The sequence below is a fragment of the Longimonas halophila genome, assembly GCF_002554705.1.
Lineage (GTDB): Bacteria > Bacteroidota > Rhodothermia > Rhodothermales > Salinibacteraceae > Longimonas > Longimonas halophila.
This window is the reverse complement of record NZ_PDEP01000001.1, coordinates 394257-410603: the sequence shown is the minus strand read 5'-3', so window position 1 is coordinate 410603 and position 16347 is coordinate 394257. Positions and strand designations below refer to the sequence as shown.

Annotated in this window: 10 protein-coding genes; 5 read left to right on the top strand and 5 right to left on the bottom strand. The window is 60.3% G+C overall.

What is annotated here, in order from left to right:
• Positions 1-154 precede the first annotated feature (154 nt).
• Positions 155-7102, bottom strand: a complete 6948-nt coding sequence (locus CRI93_RS01610; protein WP_176521612.1) for a LamG-like jellyroll fold domain-containing protein — start codon at positions 7100-7102, stop codon at positions 155-157.
• A 562-nt stretch (positions 7103-7664) separates the two neighbouring features.
• Here CRI93_RS01610 and CRI93_RS01605 point away from each other — a divergent pair.
• The 5 genes from CRI93_RS01605 (at position 7665) to CRI93_RS01585 (ending at position 13048) form a co-directional block, all read left to right on the top strand.
• A complete protein-coding gene (locus CRI93_RS01605) occupies positions 7665-9005 on the top strand; it encodes a quaternary amine ABC transporter ATP-binding protein (RefSeq protein ID WP_098060847.1) in 1341 nt (446 codons plus the stop codon).
• An 83-nt stretch (positions 9006-9088) separates the two neighbouring features.
• A complete protein-coding gene (locus CRI93_RS01600) occupies positions 9089-9985 on the top strand; it encodes an ABC transporter permease (protein ID WP_098060846.1) in 897 nt (298 codons plus the stop codon).
• 215 nt (positions 9986-10200) lie between these two features.
• On the top strand, positions 10201-11175 hold the full coding sequence (locus tag CRI93_RS01595; protein ID WP_098060845.1) for a glycine betaine ABC transporter substrate-binding protein: 975 nt from the start codon (positions 10201-10203) through the stop codon (positions 11173-11175).
• A 134-nt stretch (positions 11176-11309) separates the two neighbouring features.
• Positions 11310-12575: a hypothetical protein gene (locus CRI93_RS01590; RefSeq protein ID WP_098060844.1), complete on the top strand. Its 1266-nt coding sequence runs from the start codon at positions 11310-11312 to the stop codon at positions 12573-12575.
• 152 nt (positions 12576-12727) lie between these two features.
• Positions 12728-13048, top strand: coding sequence for a YhbY family RNA-binding protein (locus CRI93_RS01585; RefSeq protein WP_098060843.1), 321 nt, complete (start codon positions 12728-12730; stop codon positions 13046-13048).
• A 70-nt stretch (positions 13049-13118) separates the two neighbouring features.
• Here CRI93_RS01585 and CRI93_RS01580 read toward each other — a convergent pair whose 3' ends face one another.
• The 4 genes from CRI93_RS01580 to CRI93_RS01565 all read right to left on the bottom strand — a co-directional run bounded on the left by CRI93_RS01580 (position 13119) and on the right by CRI93_RS01565 (position 16301).
• Positions 13119-13700, bottom strand: coding sequence for a carboxymuconolactone decarboxylase family protein (locus CRI93_RS01580; protein WP_098060842.1), 582 nt, complete (start codon positions 13698-13700; stop codon positions 13119-13121).
• A gap of 63 nt (positions 13701-13763) precedes the next feature.
• Entirely contained in the window at positions 13764-14339 is a 576-nt protein-coding gene (locus CRI93_RS01575) for a carboxymuconolactone decarboxylase family protein (RefSeq protein ID WP_098060841.1), read from the bottom strand.
• 167 nt (positions 14340-14506) lie between these two features.
• Positions 14507-15148: an AlbA family DNA-binding domain-containing protein gene (locus tag CRI93_RS01570; protein ID WP_098060840.1), complete on the bottom strand. Its 642-nt coding sequence runs from the start codon at positions 15146-15148 to the stop codon at positions 14507-14509.
• Positions 15149-15281: 133 nt separating this feature from the next.
• On the bottom strand, positions 15282-16301 hold the full coding sequence (locus tag CRI93_RS01565) for an NAD(P)H-dependent glycerol-3-phosphate dehydrogenase (protein WP_098060839.1): 1020 nt from the start codon (positions 16299-16301) through the stop codon (positions 15282-15284).
• Positions 16302-16347 lie beyond the last annotated feature (46 nt).

The following is a 16347-nucleotide window of genomic DNA, read 5'->3' as shown; positions in this document are numbered from 1 at the left end:
AGCGCGGGCAATAAAGCTGCCATTTTGAGCACCCCGCCACATCCCCCGGTATCAGGCGGATGCAGAGGCGATCGCCGCGGCGCAGGGCCTCTCGCAGTCGCCCCGGCAGTCTCCGCGCTTCGCTGCCCCGTATCCGGCTGCCACCGTACAGCAGCTACCGCACGACCGTAATGCGCTGCGTATCCACCACGCCGTCTTCGGTCTGCATCCAGATGAAGTAGGTGCCGCTGGCCAGGCGCCCTACATCGAGTGTCTGTTCGTGACGCCCTTCGAGGTCGGCGTCCACAACCGTGCGGATGCGCCGTCCCAGAATGTCGTAGAGCGTGATGCGCACCGCCTGCCGCTCGGGAATGGCAAAGCGCACCGTTGCTTGCCCCCGCGCCGGATTCGGGTACGTCGGCAGAAGCTCAGCACCGATTACCGGGCGGGCGATGGTCACCGCTTCGCTAAACGACTCGGTGCCATCGGTGTCCACCTGCCGCAGGCGGTAGGCGAGGCTGTCGGCGGCGTACGGCAGGGCCGTATCCTCAGCCCGGTAGCGCTGCGGCACATCGGTGGTCCCGGCCCCGTCGCGATGAGCCACCGTCTCCCACACGGCCGATGCCGCATTCGTTTGCGGCGCGCTCCCTGATCGCACCTGGCGCTGCACCTCGAACCGGGCGTTGTTACGCTCGGAGAGGGTCTCCCACTGCACCGTAACCGCGTCGGGACCTGCGCGCTGGGCCTCCAGCCCCGCCAGCTCAACCGGGAGCGGATTGCCTGGATTGCTGCTGGCCACGGCAAACTGGCTGAACCCCGTCAGGTCTTGCACGGCCACCAGCTGGCGGTCCTCGCTCAGCACAAGCGTGCCCCCCAAGTCAGTAACACGGTTCCATGTGGCTCCGCCGTCGCGCGAGGTGTACAACAGGAGTTGATCGAAGGCCTCGATGCCAGGCACGCTGCTCACGTCCAGCACAAGGTCGTACGTCGGAGCCGCACTCAGCGACGCATCAACCGTCCATGTAACCGGCGCCACGCCAGCGGGTAGGTCTGGACTTTCTGGTCGAACCTCGGTTCGGGTGAATACCAGGTCGCCGTCGACAGCATCGCGCAACAGCAGCAATCCTCCAAATCCGCTGGGCTCGATGTATCCAGACAGACCCGTTGCGCCGACAATCTCACGCTGGGTTGATGCGACCTGGTGAAGCTCGTACGGTCCAAGATCGGGAAAAAGCCCGAACCGGCGTGCCTGGCCGGTAAGATCGGTCGTCACCTGTTCAGCGCTTCCCCCCGGCTCGAACGGCGCGTAGGTGCCCAGGGCAATGGCGGGCGATGTGGGCTGCAGGCGCAGCCCGTCATCGCTCGTGCCGAACACGCCATCAGGGCCGAGCGGTGCATCGGCATCAGCAAAGCGCGGATTGGCCTGCGTGTTGGATGCCCCGTCGGTTCCTGTCGTGTAGCGCGCTTCCTCGACAATGGAATAGCGCACGGCTACTGCAGCATCCGGTTCGGCAACCGATCCGCTACTTCCTGCAATGCCGCCCGGTCCGTTATTCCAGAAGACCGAGTTGATGGCCTGAATGGGCGTTTGGCCAGTGTCGTAGTAGAACACATCGACTGCCTGTTCGCTGGCTCCGGTAAAGGTGGAATGGATGAACTGCGGCTGCTGCCCGGCATTGCCATCATCGAAGCCAATGTGGCTGGCGGTATTGTCGACAAATACGCTGTTCACCACGCGGGTCGCAATCGAGCCGTTGTCACCCGCAAAGTAGATGGCGCCACCACTTTCTGAGGCATCGTTCTCGAAAAATGAAGCGCGTGCTATCTGCATATGGCTTGCCCCGCCGCCTGAGGCGATGCTGTAGATCGCTCCGCCAAAGCGGGCTGCGTTGCCGATAAACTGGACATCGGTGAGTGTGGGGCTACACGCGTTGCCAGCCCCCGCGCCGTTGGTGCCACTGCCATCGCAGTAGAGTCCACCCCCACTGAGGTCGGGAAAGTTTCCGTTCGCGTTGCCTGCCGTGATGGTTACGCCGTCCAGCACGGTTTCTGCGGTGATATTGGCGTCCACGTCGCCCCGCATGGCGTTCCCCCCGTCGAAGACGACTACGTGGTAGCTGTTGTCGGAGGCATCGCCTTCGCCTCCGATATCGCCCGAGAGCACGGTGGGGTTAGCCGCCCCCTGTCGCTGTGCGCGCTCGGTTTCCCCGCCTGCGAATCCGCCGTATACCTGCAGCCCATCTTGGTCTCCGGTAATGCGAAAGCTGGCCTCACGCTCAGCCGTGGTAACGTTAGCCGGGTCAGCCGGAACGACCGGCGTGTACGTGCCGCCCGCAACCCACAGTTCGTTGCGCGGGCCGGCCCCTCTCAGGGCGGCCTGCAGGGCGGTGTGCGCATCGTCCCACGAGGTCCCGTTGCTGCTTCCGCTGGCTGGCGCAGCAGCGTTCACCCGCACGACGAGCGCATCGGTAGCGGTGGCTGGGGCTACGTCATCGGTATAGCTGGCTGTGCCTGCGGTCTCCCCAGGATACAAGCCGGTGTAGTCGGCAGCGTTGCCTTCAAACCGATAGTGGGCAACCAGATTTGCCAGGTCGAACGTGTCACCAAGTGTATTTTCTTCCTCCAGCGACACGGTCATACCATCCTGAACGTCAGCCTGCGTGCGCGCCATGCCCCACACGCGCATCTCATCGATGCGTCCCTCGAAAAAATCGCCGGCGGTGGGACCGCCATCCCACTCCTGCCCAATCGAGAAGCGCCCCCCTGCCTCTGGACGTACACTCGTGGTGAAGGTCGCCTCACGGCGGCCATTTACATAAAGCGTGGCTGCATTTGACGCGTCGACCGTGAAAGCAACGTGGTACCATTGCCCAGGCGGGAAGGCGTTGCGACTGAGTTTGTAGCCGGTAGTCCCATCGTAGTACTGAAACTGCCCGTCTCGGTAAAGGAGCAGATTGCGGTTCCCCCCGGTGGCATTGTGGAACGTCGCCAGCCCCTGCTGACCGCCCGATTCGGTGGGATACACCCAGGCCTCTACCGTGAATGCCTCGGCTCCAGCCAGCGCATCAGCTACGCCATCCGCCCCGATGTACGTGTCGATGCCGTTGAACGTAAGGGCCTGGTTCGGGATGGACGGAGCCAGATTGCCTTCGTATGCGCCAATGTCGACCCGTGCAGCGCCGTCGCCATCGTCATCCTGGATGCGCGGGTTACCGGCCAAGTCGGTCGCGATGCCGTCCGGAATCGCACTCCCGGTACCGGCATCGCGTGCGGGCGAGGTCGCGGCAACGCGTACGTTGTCGTCAAGCGTCCCGATTACGTTGTCAGCCCCATCGGCATCTATAAACTGCGGGTTTGCATTCGTGTTGGTGCCCAGGTCGTCTAAACTTGCACTGCCCTCGTTCTCGACTCCGTCAGCCTGCACAATGGTGTGATCGATCACGACGGTAGCGCCATCGCCGGCATTCCAGATGTCGCTGCCATTGCCCTGATTGTCCCACAGGATCGTGTTAGCAAACGAGACGGTTTTCTCGCCACTGGAGCGCCCGTCGTTGTATAGCGCTCCGCCGAAACTGGATTCGTTGCCGGTAAAGGTGGCCCCGACGATGTTGAGCGTGACATCAGACGAGCCGCCTGTGTAGATGGCTCCACCCAGCGCATCGGAGCGGTTGCCCAGAAATGCTACGTTGGTCAGCGCTGCCGTGCGTGTGCCTTCGATGCGGAGCCCCCCTCCGTTGCCCTCGGTGTAATTGTCTGCAAACGTGACGCCGGTTAACGTCAGCGCGCCAGATCCTTGTGCGTGAATGGCCCCGCTACTGTCTGTTGCGCGGTTGCCAATGAACGTCGCCTGGGCGATTTCAGCTTCGCAGGTGTCATCGAGAAACAACGCGCCGCCGAGGTTTCTAACGTTGGCGAGTCCAGTTGAAGAAACGTTGCCCGAGAACGTGACCTCCCGCAAAGTCAGCGTTCCACGACAGTTGTACACAAGGCCGCCCGATCCAATGGCCCCACCGCTGTCCGCGGCACGGTTGTTCTCGAAGGCGCTGCCCGTAATGGTCGGACTGCTGGTACCACCGGCACGTGCTCCCATGAAGAACGCTGCGCCGTAGTTGGCTCGGTTTGCAATGAAGTCAACATTGCGGATGGTAGGGCTGCACATCCCCTGAGTCGCCTCGCAGCGAATGCCTCCGCCAACTAAGGCACCGCTTCCGCCCGCTGTGATGATCATGCCATCAACCACGGTGGCCGGAGTGATTCCGGTGCTTGAGTAGGAGCCGTCAAGGTAGAGTACATGCCGGACGTTGGTACCTGACCAGTCTCCAGTAGTGCGTGTAACGCCACGCGCATCGACCTGGTCGTTTCTGCCAATATCACCACTCAGAACCGTTGGATACCGATCAGGATCGCGCTGGTCGCGATGGGTTTCTACCCCCTGAAAGCCCCCGTACACCTGCATCCCGTCTTGCGCGCTCGTGATGCGAAATGACGTATCGGTCCCCGGCGGGGTGTACGCACCTTCGGCAACCCAGACCTCGGTTTCCCCAACGGCGCCCCGCAGTGCCACGTCCAGGTCGCGCAGCGCTGTCTGCCAGGTAAGCCCATCGCCGCCCGATGCAGCATCTGCGTTCACGTATAGCTGCTCGACAGAAGCCAGCCCGACATCGACGTCGGTTATGTTTTCGTTCTCCGCCACGGTTATCGCTTGTGGGGATGCTGTCGTCGGATTCAGAATGAGCGCACTGCCCCGGTTTGCGACGTAGCGCACCAGATAGGTGCCCGGATCAACGCCGATGAAGCGATAACGCCCGGGTTGCGCTGTTGTGCTCGTACCGCTCTGCGACGTGGTCTGCGTTCCAACCACCGGCTCGCCCGGATCGCGCTGTCCGTTGGCATTCGTATCTTCGATGAGTTCAACCTCAATGCCATTAAGGATGGATTCGGAGGCATCGCGCTCGCCATTGCGGTTCCCATCGCGAAACGCGATGCCGCCTATGCGTGCTCCGCTGAAGTCGAACGTGACAGGCACGGCTACGCTTGCCGTCGATGGGTTCTCTGCCATGAAGCGGAGCGTGCCGCGGTAGGTGCCCAGGGGCAAGCCTTGAGGCGCAAACCCAACGGTTACCTCCCGTTGCTCACTCGGGAAGAGGGTTCCTGCCTGGGGCGTCGCATTCAACCACTGCGTGCCCACAGCAAAATCAATGGCCAGGTTGTCTTCCAGATACGAGCTGTTGTGCGTCACCTGTACACCGCCGGTACCCGCGGCGTCTGCGATCCCGACCGTAGCCGACGTGACGGATCCCGTCATCTCCTTGTACTGGTAACGAATCTGCCCATCAGGATGGATCAGCACCTGAAATGTGTACGGTCCATCACCGTCAACGCGGCGCACGTTCTCCCACTGCACAACAAACCATTCCGTCTCGCTCATGCCTGCATAGACCGCCCCGCCTGCGCTCAGGTCGATGGCGTCCCAGAACGGGGCCAACATGCTACGCTGTTCCCCTGTCACCACCGGGCGGTTGAACTCGGGAAGTGACGTACCGGACGCAAACGTCAACGCCCCGTTGGGACTGACGTAGGCTGTGTTATGCGTTTGGTCGTAGAACGAGACGTCGAAGGGAAGGGCAACCTCTGCACGGGCATCCTCCGCAAAGGACAGCGGCGTACCTGTCGTGGATATGTCACGCCACGCAAACGCGGGCCCTTCGGCATCCCGGCTATCCTGCCACACATACGCATACGGGCCCTGGTCTCCAGCTGGAGGCGTACGCTCTTCCTGCTTCTGGCCTATCGACCAGTTGAGAACTGCATCTGGACTCGTGTTTGTGAGGGTCGTGGTTAGCGTCTCCGACGCTTCTCCCTGCAACGACAGCGGGGCTACGTCGAACGTGGCTACGGCTCCCCCTGATGCCTGATAGTCAGCAATAAGCGGTGCAGTGGCATTCAGCACCCGTGTGTTGTGGCGTTCTTCGGTATCGCCTGTAGCTATACCGTCGTATGTCACATCCGGGCTCGACCAGAAGGGCACCCGCGTGCAATTCCCGTCCGGGCACTGATCGGCGTCGTTGTATGCCATGACCGTACGAAATCCGTTTTCGGTGTCTGTTTTGCCATGCCCGTAGGCGAACGGCGTGGTTGTGGGATCTGCCTCTGGATTATGGCGTGCGCCTTGCAGGTGACCTACTTCGTGACCAAAGACGTAGCTCCCCGTCAGGCAGTCGCCTGCGGTGATGGCAAACGCTTCATCCGGTTCATCCGCATAAATGAGATTGGCCACACCGCAGAATCCGAAGTTTTGACCGCGTCCGCCCACGAGCATGGCGATGTCGGCCCCGTAAGTCGAGCGCAGTCCGTGCACTTCGTCGAAGTAGCCGTCACCGGGTGTTAGGAAGCGCTCCAGATCATTGAATGACTCCTGCAGCCGTGTGGGAGTCTCGTATGCGAGCGCCAGACGGACGCGGGCCTGTATGTTGCTGTTTTCGTACGTGATGTTGGTTTCGTCGATGGCCAACTGGATCGCTGCAGGAGCATCTACAAGCATATCCACAGCATCCGACGTGTAGGCCACGATGATGTCGATGACCGGCAGGTCTTCAGTTGCTGGGGCTGGCGCCGCTCCCTCTTGGGGGATGCGGATCTGCTCATCGCCTGTAGACTTGAGGACACCGCCCTCCAACCCTTCAGGGTCGGTGGGTGGAAGCGCGGCCTCGTCAACCTGAATTAGCGCATGCCCTGCCCCCGGAAGCGGACGCAGTTGGTAGAGGCGGCCCTCAATACGAATCGAACCGGTTACGCGCCCCGATCGCACCACGAAGTGCGCATGGTTCATCAGGTCGCCCAGGACGCCAATCCACGAATAATCGTCTGCGCTGCGCTGTTCGAGGCGCCCGCGATCGATCTTCAGCACGTCCGTCTCAGATACATTGAGGTGCACGCGCTGTTGCTCAGCCAGCCGGTCCACGCGCACCCGCACCATCTGGATAGAGGCAGTCGTGGGCTGCGCCGCGATACGATTGTACACGCGCTGCTGCGTTTCGCTGAGGCTCGTGGCCGGTACCCGCTCAAAGAGCCCTTCGCCCGACTGGCCCTGTGCATTGGGAGCGGCAAACAGAAGCAACGCCATGAAAACTCCCACGCCGATCCGCCTGCTATCATCCATCCGCCCAGGTCGCACGATCATCATGATGGCAGCACGAGCCAGAACAGTATGCAGTAAGGCGAAAGCGGATGACAGCGTGAAGATAACAGATGCGAACATAAATGAAGAGCCTCGGCAGGCCATGTGGTGGGCAGTCAACGATACAGAAAGCGTGCCCGACTGTCAGAATATGACGACAATGGCTGGCCCTCTTGATCAGGTTTCATCGCAATATACTGTACCGCCGGAGCACATGCTTTCGTATGCGTCCCAAACCTTTCTCTATATGTCTCATGCCTTTAGAAACTGTTTGGGGTTTGGTTTGACGGCGAGAGCGAGCGCCGCTGGAGCGAAACGAGGACCACGATAGAGGTTCGTAGCACCAGAGGCATGACCTAAAGGCCCCCGGGGCTACGGGCCGAGATCGGGGGCTCGTGACTTACAGAGTTATCACATGCAGGCAAAACACCTGTTGGCATGCCTCGTTGGCGCAACAGTCATGTCAAGGTTACCCCTGCTCGTATGCTGCTCATAACCGCTTGCTTACATGCCTGACTCGGATACACCTGCTGCAAACACACCTGCGGCCATTGAGGTGCGCAACCTGTACAAAGTCTTCGGCGACGCGACCGACGAGGCGCTCGACATGCTCCGCAACGGCCACTCCAACGAGGAAATTCTGGAGCAAACCGATTGCACCGTTGCCGTCAATGACGCATCGTTTACGGTAAACGAGGGCGAAATATTCGTCCTGATGGGCCTTTCCGGCAGCGGGAAGTCCACACTGCTTCGCTGCATGAACCGGCTTGTTGAGCCTACAAAAGGCGAGGTGCTTGTGGATGGCGACGACATCACCCAGATGAACGGGGCCGAGCTGCGCGCGCTCTGCGAGAAGGTGTCGATGGTGTTTCAGCACTTCGGGCTCCTGCCGCACCGCACCACGCAATCGAACGTTGAGTTTGGACTGGAGGTGCGCGGCGTAGACCAGGAGACGCGCAGCAAGCGTGCTAAAGAGGCTATCGACCTGGTGGGCCTGAGCGGCTACGAAGACCACACGCCCGATACCCTCTCTGGCGGTATGCAGCAACGTGTGGGACTGGCCCGCGCCCTGGCCAACGACCCCAGCATCTTACTCATGGATGAGCCCTTTAGCGCACTCGATCCGCTCATCCGAAGCGAGATGCAGAACGAGCTGCTCAACTTGCAGCAGGAGATGCAGGAAACGATCGTGTTCGTGACGCACGACCTGGACGAAGCCCTCAAGATTGGCGACCGTGTGGCTATCATGAAGTCTGGACGGGTCGTGCAGATAGGCACGCCCGAGGAAATTCTTACTGAGCCCGCGGATGAGTACGTGCGCTCGTTCGTGCAAGACGTAGACCGCACACGTGTCATCCAAGCCTCTACGCTCATGCGGTCGTATCCCACTGTACACCTGGCCGAGGCCACGTCCGAAGAGCAGCCGCACGGTCCGGCTGTCGCTATTCGCAAGATGCGCAGCGAAGGCACCCCACTCGTCTACGCGGTGGATGCCGACCAGCGCCTCTTGGGCGTTGTGCACCTCGACGACGCCGTAGATCTGCGCACCCAGGACCGCTCCGACTTGCACGAGGCCCTTACCCGCGACGTACCCACGGCCCACGAGAACACGCCTGTGGCAGCGCTCCTGCCCGTCGTGTTTGAAGCCGACCTCCCGGTGGCTATTCTCAACGACGACGATGAACTCGTAGGCGTAGTAGACCGCGCCTCCATCCTGTCGGAAGTCACAACCAACATCGAGAACCTGATGGAATCAGGTGCCCTTAACAAAGACGCCACCCCCGAGAAGGCGCACGTCAGCCGCACACTCGATGGCGAAGCATCTGCTCCCGCAGCCGAGTCTGCATAACGTTTCTCCTTCCACGCATCCCGCTGTGCCAAACTGCCGGATGTTTATGTGTTGTTACTTGCAATAACGAATAAAAATGTGCCGTGATCGAATTTGATATCGGAAAAGAGTTTGAGTCGCTCATTCAGTGGCTCACAGCCAACTTCTCTCCGTTCTTCGACGCCATTACGCAGTTTATTACACTGCTCATTGACGGACTGGAAGCAGTGCTGCTCTATCCGCCCAGCTACGTGATGATTGCGCTCCTGACAGCGCTGGCGTGGTGGATCTGCTCGCGGGGCATGGCTGCGTTTAGCTTTGTAGGCCTGTTGCTCATTGACCAAGTCACCATCCCGCTTCCGTTCTGGGATACCGCTCTCGTCTTTGGCATGGGCTTCTGGGACCTGCTGATGCAGACCGTAGCGCTTACCCTTATTGCTACGCTGCTCTGTCTGGTCATCGGCATTCCCGTGGGTATCTGGGCTTCAAAGAATCAGGCCGTGAATCAAAGCGTGCGCCCGGTGCTCGACTTTATGCAGACCATGCCTGCCTTCGTGTACCTGATTCCCGCCGTGCTGCTCTTTGGTCTTGGCAAGGTCCCCGGCGTCATTGCAACCTTCATCTTTGCTACGCCGCCTGTGGTGCGGCTTACCAATCTGGGCATCCGCGAGGTACCCGAGGAGGTCGTTGAAGCCTCTCGCTCTTTTGGCGCCACCACCCGACAGACGCTGCTCAAGGTGGAATTGCCCGTGGCGCTGCCAACCATCATGGCAGGCGTAAACCAGACCATCATGCTGGCGCTGTCAATGGTCGTCATTGCCGCACTCATTGGGGCGGAAGGACTGGGCGGTCCGGTCGTACGGGGCGTTACCCAGCTTCAAATTGCTGACGGATTCAACGGCGGACTCGCTATTGTCATCCTGGCTATCTATCTCGATCGCATTACGCAGTCGATAGGCGAGCAAGCAGCTACAGCAAACGGAGGAACCGAATCTTCATGATTTCCCGCATTCGCACTCCCTGTACGCTCCTGGTGCCATACAACCGTTATTCATTCGTAACACGCTGAAATATGTGCGGGGATTATACAAAGTTTACGTTATTAGATAAACTATTTGAGGATGCGTTCATTGCGTGGTAGCGGACAAGACGGACGGTCTGCTCTACGCGCCGTGCGTCCTGCTCATTTATCTGTCGCACAGACCCCTTTTTTCGCATGATGAACTCTGCACACGCTTCGCACCCTTCCTCGTCCTCCTGGACGACGCTGGTGGCTGTTTTCCTACTTGCAGGCGGCCTGCTCTTTACCGGATGCAGTAGCTCCTCTGACGGTGATGCCAGCGGCGAGCGCGAATCCATTCGCCTCGTCTACGTGAACTGGGTTGAAGGCATTGCCATGGCCCACGTAATGCACGAACTGCTCCAAGACAGCCTGAACGTAGAAGTCGAACAGATGAGCGAGGTCACCGGTGGCGGCACGGCCTTCACCTCCGTTGCCTCGGGCGGATCCGATGTGTTTGTGGAAGCCTGGCTTCCCACGACGCACAGCGCTTCATGGGAGCAGCACAGCGGCGACCTCCAGAAGATTGGGCAGTGGTACGACCGCACTACCGTGGGGCTTACTGTTCCCACCTACACCGATCTTGAAAGCGTAGAAGATCTGGCTGAACACCGTGAGGCGCTGGACGGGCGCATCCACGGTATTGAGTCCGGTGCCACGGTCAATCAGCAGACGCGTGACGTGCTGGCGGAAAACAACATCGAAGGCTTCGAGGTGCTCGCCTCCAGCGGACCCGCCACCTGGTCTGAGTTGCAGCGCGCCATCCAGAACGAAGAGCCCATTGTCGTCACTGGCTGGCAGCCGCACTGGAAGTGGGGGCGCTACGACCTGCGCTACCTTGAAGGTGCTCAAACCGGCCAGTCTGACGTATTCGGCGAGCCAGAAGATATCTTCGCCGTAGCACGCACCGACTTCGAGGAAGAATTCCCCGAGCGCGTGGTGCAGTTCTTCGACAACGTAAAGGTAAACAACGAGCAGATTAGCTCGCTCATGCAGCCGTTCCGCCCCGACGCGGATACTGACGATCCCTATGCAGCTGCACAAGATTGGATCCAGAACCACCCTGACCTCGTCAGCAGCTGGATTCCTGAAAATGCCGATGCCTCTACGGCAACGGCCTCTGCTCAGTAACACAACACGCCTTGGCCTCTGCTGCTCTCCATGCTCGCGCAGGTGCGCACAGAGGCCTTTGCTTTGTCTTGTTTTTCGTTTCGGCGGCCTCCTGTCGCCGTTTCGTTCTCTCTGTCCCTAACGCCCCGTACTTCATGATTCGACACGTTACCTTTCTCGGCGTCTTCTGCCTCAGCCTCCTGATGGCTCCACTGGCCACCGCACAGTCCACCGACGACGGTGCGGAAGCGGCCTCCAACGAGGCCACCACCGAGGCGTCAACATCCGCTGCGCAGGAAGAGGAACCCAGCCTCGACGTCAACTTCACCGGCTCGCTGCGCTTCAACGCGCTCTTTCGCGCCTACGGTGCCAACACCGGCTTTGAACAGAAGGCCGACCGCAAGCTCGGCAATGGCGGCTTTACCTTCGATACCTTTCGCATCGGCGCGAATGGCTCGTACGGCGACCTGATTTTCGATGCCGAGTACGCCATCTACCCGGATGCCTTCGGCGGACTCTTCATCCACCACGGCTGGGCGGGCTACAACTTTAGCGATGCGCTGCAAGCCCAGGTAGGCGTCAGCCAGGTGCCGTTTGGCATCCAGCCCTACGCCTCCAGTAGCTGGTTCTTCAACAATACGTACTACGTCGGCCTTGAAGACGACTACGACGCCGGCATCAAGCTGATGTATCAAGACGGCCCGTGGGACGTGCAGGCGGCCTACTACATGAATGCGGAAGGATCGACCTTCTACGGCAGCACCAACGCCTCCCGCTACTCCTACGACGTGGTGCCGAACGGAAGCGATGCGCGCGATAACCTGAGCGAAGAAAATCAGTTCAACGGAAAGGTCGCATACTCCTTCGACTACGGCGACCAGGGCTTCACGAAAGTGGGCGTGTCCGGTCAGTACGGACAGTTGCTCAACGAAACGACCGGAGCCACCGACTCCCACTATGCCTACGCGGGTCACCTGCAGAGCCGCTATGGCGGATTCGGCGCCAAGCTCGAAGTGGCACAGCAGACGTTCAACCCGCCGGTAAGCGACGGCCAGAGCGAAGACTTTGTGACGATGGGCGCGTACAACGGCACCTACAACGTATCCAGCGAGCACACCGTGTACTCGTCGAGCCTGTCGTACCGTGTTCCGGTAGATGTCGGGCCGGTCTCGCAGATCAAGCCGTACTACGACTTCAGTCTCGTCACAAACAAGTCCGTAGACAGCTGGAACGACAACGCCTCGCACGTAGCTGGCTTCCTGACCAGCGCCGGTCCGCTGTTCGTATACACCGACCTCATTATCAGCAAGGGCCACCCGTTCAACCAGCCGTTTGATGGCAGCTTCGGCACCATCATGGCCCAGCAGAGCGACAACGAGTGGCGCACCGCCTTTAACGTAAACATTGGGCTCTACTTCTAACGTCCAGTAGGCCCCACACACAGATGCAGCGCTGCCGTGCCATGTGCGGGGCAGCGCTGTAGTTTTTTGTGGAGGGATGCACAGCGTGGATCTTCGCACCCACGCATCGCTTCATCTTCCACGATCATCTTTTATCTCAACATCCGAGTCTTATGGCCGACACCCCTTCGCTCACGTCCAAGCAGCGTGCCTTTTTGCGCGGTGCCTCGCACGACCTCGACCCCGTCGTTCGCATTGGCGACAGCGGACTCACCGACGCTGTCGTGGCTGCGGTCGAGGAAGCCTTCAACACGCGCGAGCTGCTCAAGGTAAAAACGCTCGGCGCCTCGCCCAACGAAGTGCACGCGCTAAGCGACGACCTGCTGGCCCGCCTCGACGCCGACGAGTCACCGGTGCACGTGGTGCAGGTCATTGGCAGCATCATGATCTTGTACCGCCCGTTTCCCGAGGAGCCCGAGCTGGAACTGCCGTAATGGGCCATGAGGGGTGGAAAGGATGGAAGTGAGATCGTCCATCCCTCTATCCTTTCATCCCTCCACACCTCTACACGTTCGTCTTGTCGGGCGCTTCGGCCCAGCCTTCCTGGTTGATCTCAGCCATAATGGGAAAGAGTTGGTCAAGCCCCTCATCAATTTTCGTCTGCGCAACATGGTTGATGTAGTTGCTCAGCGTCTTGAGGCTAATGAGCGCATTGATTTCGTAGAGATGCATGCGGGTGATGCCGCGGTCGTTCAACTGGCTGAGGTCCTCTTCATCCAGCCAGCCGCTCTTATCAAGGATGAGGCGCGTGGCCTGCACGACGGCCTTCAGGCGCTCACTCTCGGGTAAGTGCCCCCGGTTGATGGCTTCGATATCTTCTTTGGAAAGCCCGGCGGCGTATCCCAGTGCCGCATGAGTACGCGCGCAGTAGTGACAGTCGTTGTACCGCGAGATGGCCAGAATGACCGCCTCGCGCTCATCATCGGCCAGTTCGCCGTCCTCCATGAGTTCCATGGCTGCAATGTAGATCTGCGCGACAGCAGGGTTCTCCTTATTCACCACCTTGATGATCTCGGGCACGAGTCCGTAGTAGGCCTCGGCCATTGCAACGGAGCGGTTGTATTCTGTTTCGCTTGGGGCGGGCATATCAACGTTGAGGTAGAGGAGCAGTACACGACAGATCGCAGGCACAGGTAGATAGCAGAGCGCTTAGCCCATAAAGAGCCGCTGGCGCTTGGGATCGGCCGGCTGTTGAAAGCGGTCGCCCATGCGCTTGTCGAGCGGTCGGAGGGGGGCCTCGACCGAGAAATCACTGATGTGATGCGTAAACGCTGTCATCTTCTTCATGCCCGTAAAGGCAAAGATTTCGTACAGGTCGCCGCGCTGCACGCCGCGCTGGCGGAGCTCCTTCAGTTCGTTGGGACTGAACCATGCGCGCCGTTCGCACGATAAACGCGTTGCCTCAACGAGAGCCTGCAGGCGGTCGTCATCTACTGCTTCTCCATCCAGCAGGTGGCCCACGGTCTGTGCGGGTACCCCTGCATCCAGGGCCATGCGTGCATGCACAACAGCATCGTAGCGGCTGTTGTGATAGCGCGCAAGCTCAATCAACACGGCCTGCTGCTCGCGGCGCGTTAGTACGCCCTTGAGTAGCGCTTCATCAGCAATTAGGTATACCGCAGCGGGCGCAGTGGTGTACGAACCTGTTTCCTCGAAAAAGCCCGGCATAAGGCCAAATTTTTCCTGGGCTTCTTCGCGTATCTCTGCAATCGATGGCTTTTCCATTAGATGTGGAGGGAATCATGAGGTAGATAACTATTGTTTTTTTCTACAATCTATGTTTGTATCAGATTGTACAACGCCGGTGGCGAGATGTCAACTGCAGCATCTCTATTTAGGGGGATCACTTAACAGTACGAAGTGTCACCACCAAATGGATTGTGCAGAAAACGTTAATACGAGAGAGTAAAAAAATCCTCATCGCGGTTGGCATGCAGCATGAGCAGATCTGCACGCGTAAGCTGTACGAGAATGGCTGAGGCTTCGTCTTCGGGCAGATCCGCCATACGAGCAAATTCGGCGACGGTGACGCGCCCATAGTCGTTCAGGTAGCTGAGCAGCAGCGACTCCGACTCCCCAAATGACACCGACATGCCGTTGGTCGCGGGGCGCTCTTCCATCAGCCGGACCGACTCGGGGCTTGCTTCTACGCTCATGTCGTCTACGCGGATGTACGCCAGGCCCTCGCTCTCAACAGCGTCGCGCAGCACGTGGGGCTTGCCCGGACTTTCGGGCACGTGCACCACCAGCACATCGCGGCGCGGCGCAATGACGACGCGGTCGGTGTGATACGACACGGGCGGATCACACAGCTGGCTGATGGCGCGGCGCAGCATAAATGCTTCTTCTGCAGCGTCATCCACACCTACGAGGGTGCCGTCGTCATCTACACCAAGCAGGATGCGTCCGCCGTCGGTATTAGCCAGCGCAATAACTTCTTTAGCGATGCGCTCGGCCCGTGGCACGCGGTGCTTAAACTCCAACGTGCGCCCTTCGCCCAGCGAAACCAATTGCTTCAGTTCTTGGAGCGTCATACGCGGTAGATTTGTCCCAACAGGACGTACGCAAACGCCCGCTGCTGGATCGTGTTGTACGACGACGCAAAATAGTAGCTACTTCTGCGCACCAGGGCGGTTGCCGTACAGCACGCAGCCCCCACTCGCAGTGTCACGACGAAGCCGGACGCACTTCGGGCTTGGGCGCACGCGCCATGAGTCGCTCCATGAGGCGATGCGGATCAGCATCTTCGTGCAAGATCGCGTTCACAGCGGCGGTAATCGGCATGTCTACGTTGTGCTCCTGGGCCAGGCGGTGGATCGCCTTGGTCGTGTACACGCCTTCGGCCACCATGTGCATAGCGTCGAGCGCTTCGTCGAGCGTGTGGCCGCGCCCCAGTTGCTCGCCCAGATGGCGGTTGCGGCTGTGTCCGCTCACGCAGGTCACAACCAGATCGCCGATGCCCGCGAGCCCCGCAAACGTCTCTGGCACCGCGCCCAGTGCATGCCCCAGGCGGCGCAGTTCGGCCAGTCCGCGCGTAATGAGCGCCGCTTTGGCGTTATCGCCGTAGCCCACACCATCGCAGATGCCGGCAGCCAGCGCCAGCACATTCTTCGCCGCCCCAGCCAGCTCCACACCCAGGCGATCGGTGTTGGTGTACACCCGAAAGCGATCCGTCATAAACACGTCGCGCACGGCCTCGGCCCACTGTTTATCCGGATGCGCAGCTACGACGGTCGTAGGCGCACTCAGCGCCACCTCCTCGGCATGACTCGGTCCCGACAGCGCCACGCACGGCGGATCGTTCGGCTGCCACACCTGCTCCATCACCTGTGTCATGGTGCGGCCCGTGTCGGCGTCGATGCCTTTGGCGAGCGAGACCGCGCATGCAACGTGCGCAAGATACGGACGCAGCGTCTGGGCCATGTCTTCCACCGCATGCGAAGGCACCGCGAGCGCCCACATAGACGATGCAGTGGCGGCCTCCTCGACATTGGCGGTAAGGTGGACGCCATCGGGCAGGACGGTGCCCGGCAGATAGGCTTCGTTGCGGCCGGTGGTGCGCATACGTTCGATCTGCGCCTCGGCGCGGCCCCACAGGCAGACGGTGCGCCCATTTTCAGCGAGATGCGCAGCCAGCGCCGTGCCCCAGCTGCCACTTCCCCAGATTGTCAGGTCGGCATCGTTCATGTGTCAGGCGGTTCGAGTGGAGGAGAACGGCAGGTGCTGTGGGCTG

Bases quoted from the DNA above. Each gene is read 5' to 3' on its own strand.
- CRI93_RS01610 (WP_176521612.1), bottom strand. From the start codon at position 7,102: ATGGCGTTGCTTCTGTTTGCCGCTCCCAATGCACAGGGCCAGTCGGGC.
- CRI93_RS01605 (WP_098060847.1), top strand. From the start codon at position 7,665: ATGCCTGACTCGGATACACCTGCTGCAAACACACCTGCGGCCATTGAG.
- CRI93_RS01595 (WP_098060845.1), top strand. From the start codon at position 10,201: ATGATGAACTCTGCACACGCTTCGCACCCTTCCTCGTCCTCCTGGACG.
- CRI93_RS01590 (WP_098060844.1), top strand. From the start codon at position 11,310: ATGATTCGACACGTTACCTTTCTCGGCGTCTTCTGCCTCAGCCTCCTG.
- CRI93_RS01585 (WP_098060843.1), top strand. From the start codon at position 12,728: ATGGCCGACACCCCTTCGCTCACGTCCAAGCAGCGTGCCTTTTTGCGC.
- CRI93_RS01580 (WP_098060842.1), bottom strand. From the start codon at position 13,700: ATGCCCGCCCCAAGCGAAACAGAATACAACCGCTCCGTTGCAATGGCC.
- CRI93_RS01575 (WP_098060841.1), bottom strand. From the start codon at position 14,339: ATGGAAAAGCCATCGATTGCAGAGATACGCGAAGAAGCCCAGGAAAAA.
- CRI93_RS01570 (WP_098060840.1), bottom strand. From the start codon at position 15,148: ATGACGCTCCAAGAACTGAAGCAATTGGTTTCGCTGGGCGAAGGGCGC.
- CRI93_RS01565 (WP_098060839.1), bottom strand. From the start codon at position 16,301: ATGAACGATGCCGACCTGACAATCTGGGGAAGTGGCAGCTGGGGCACG.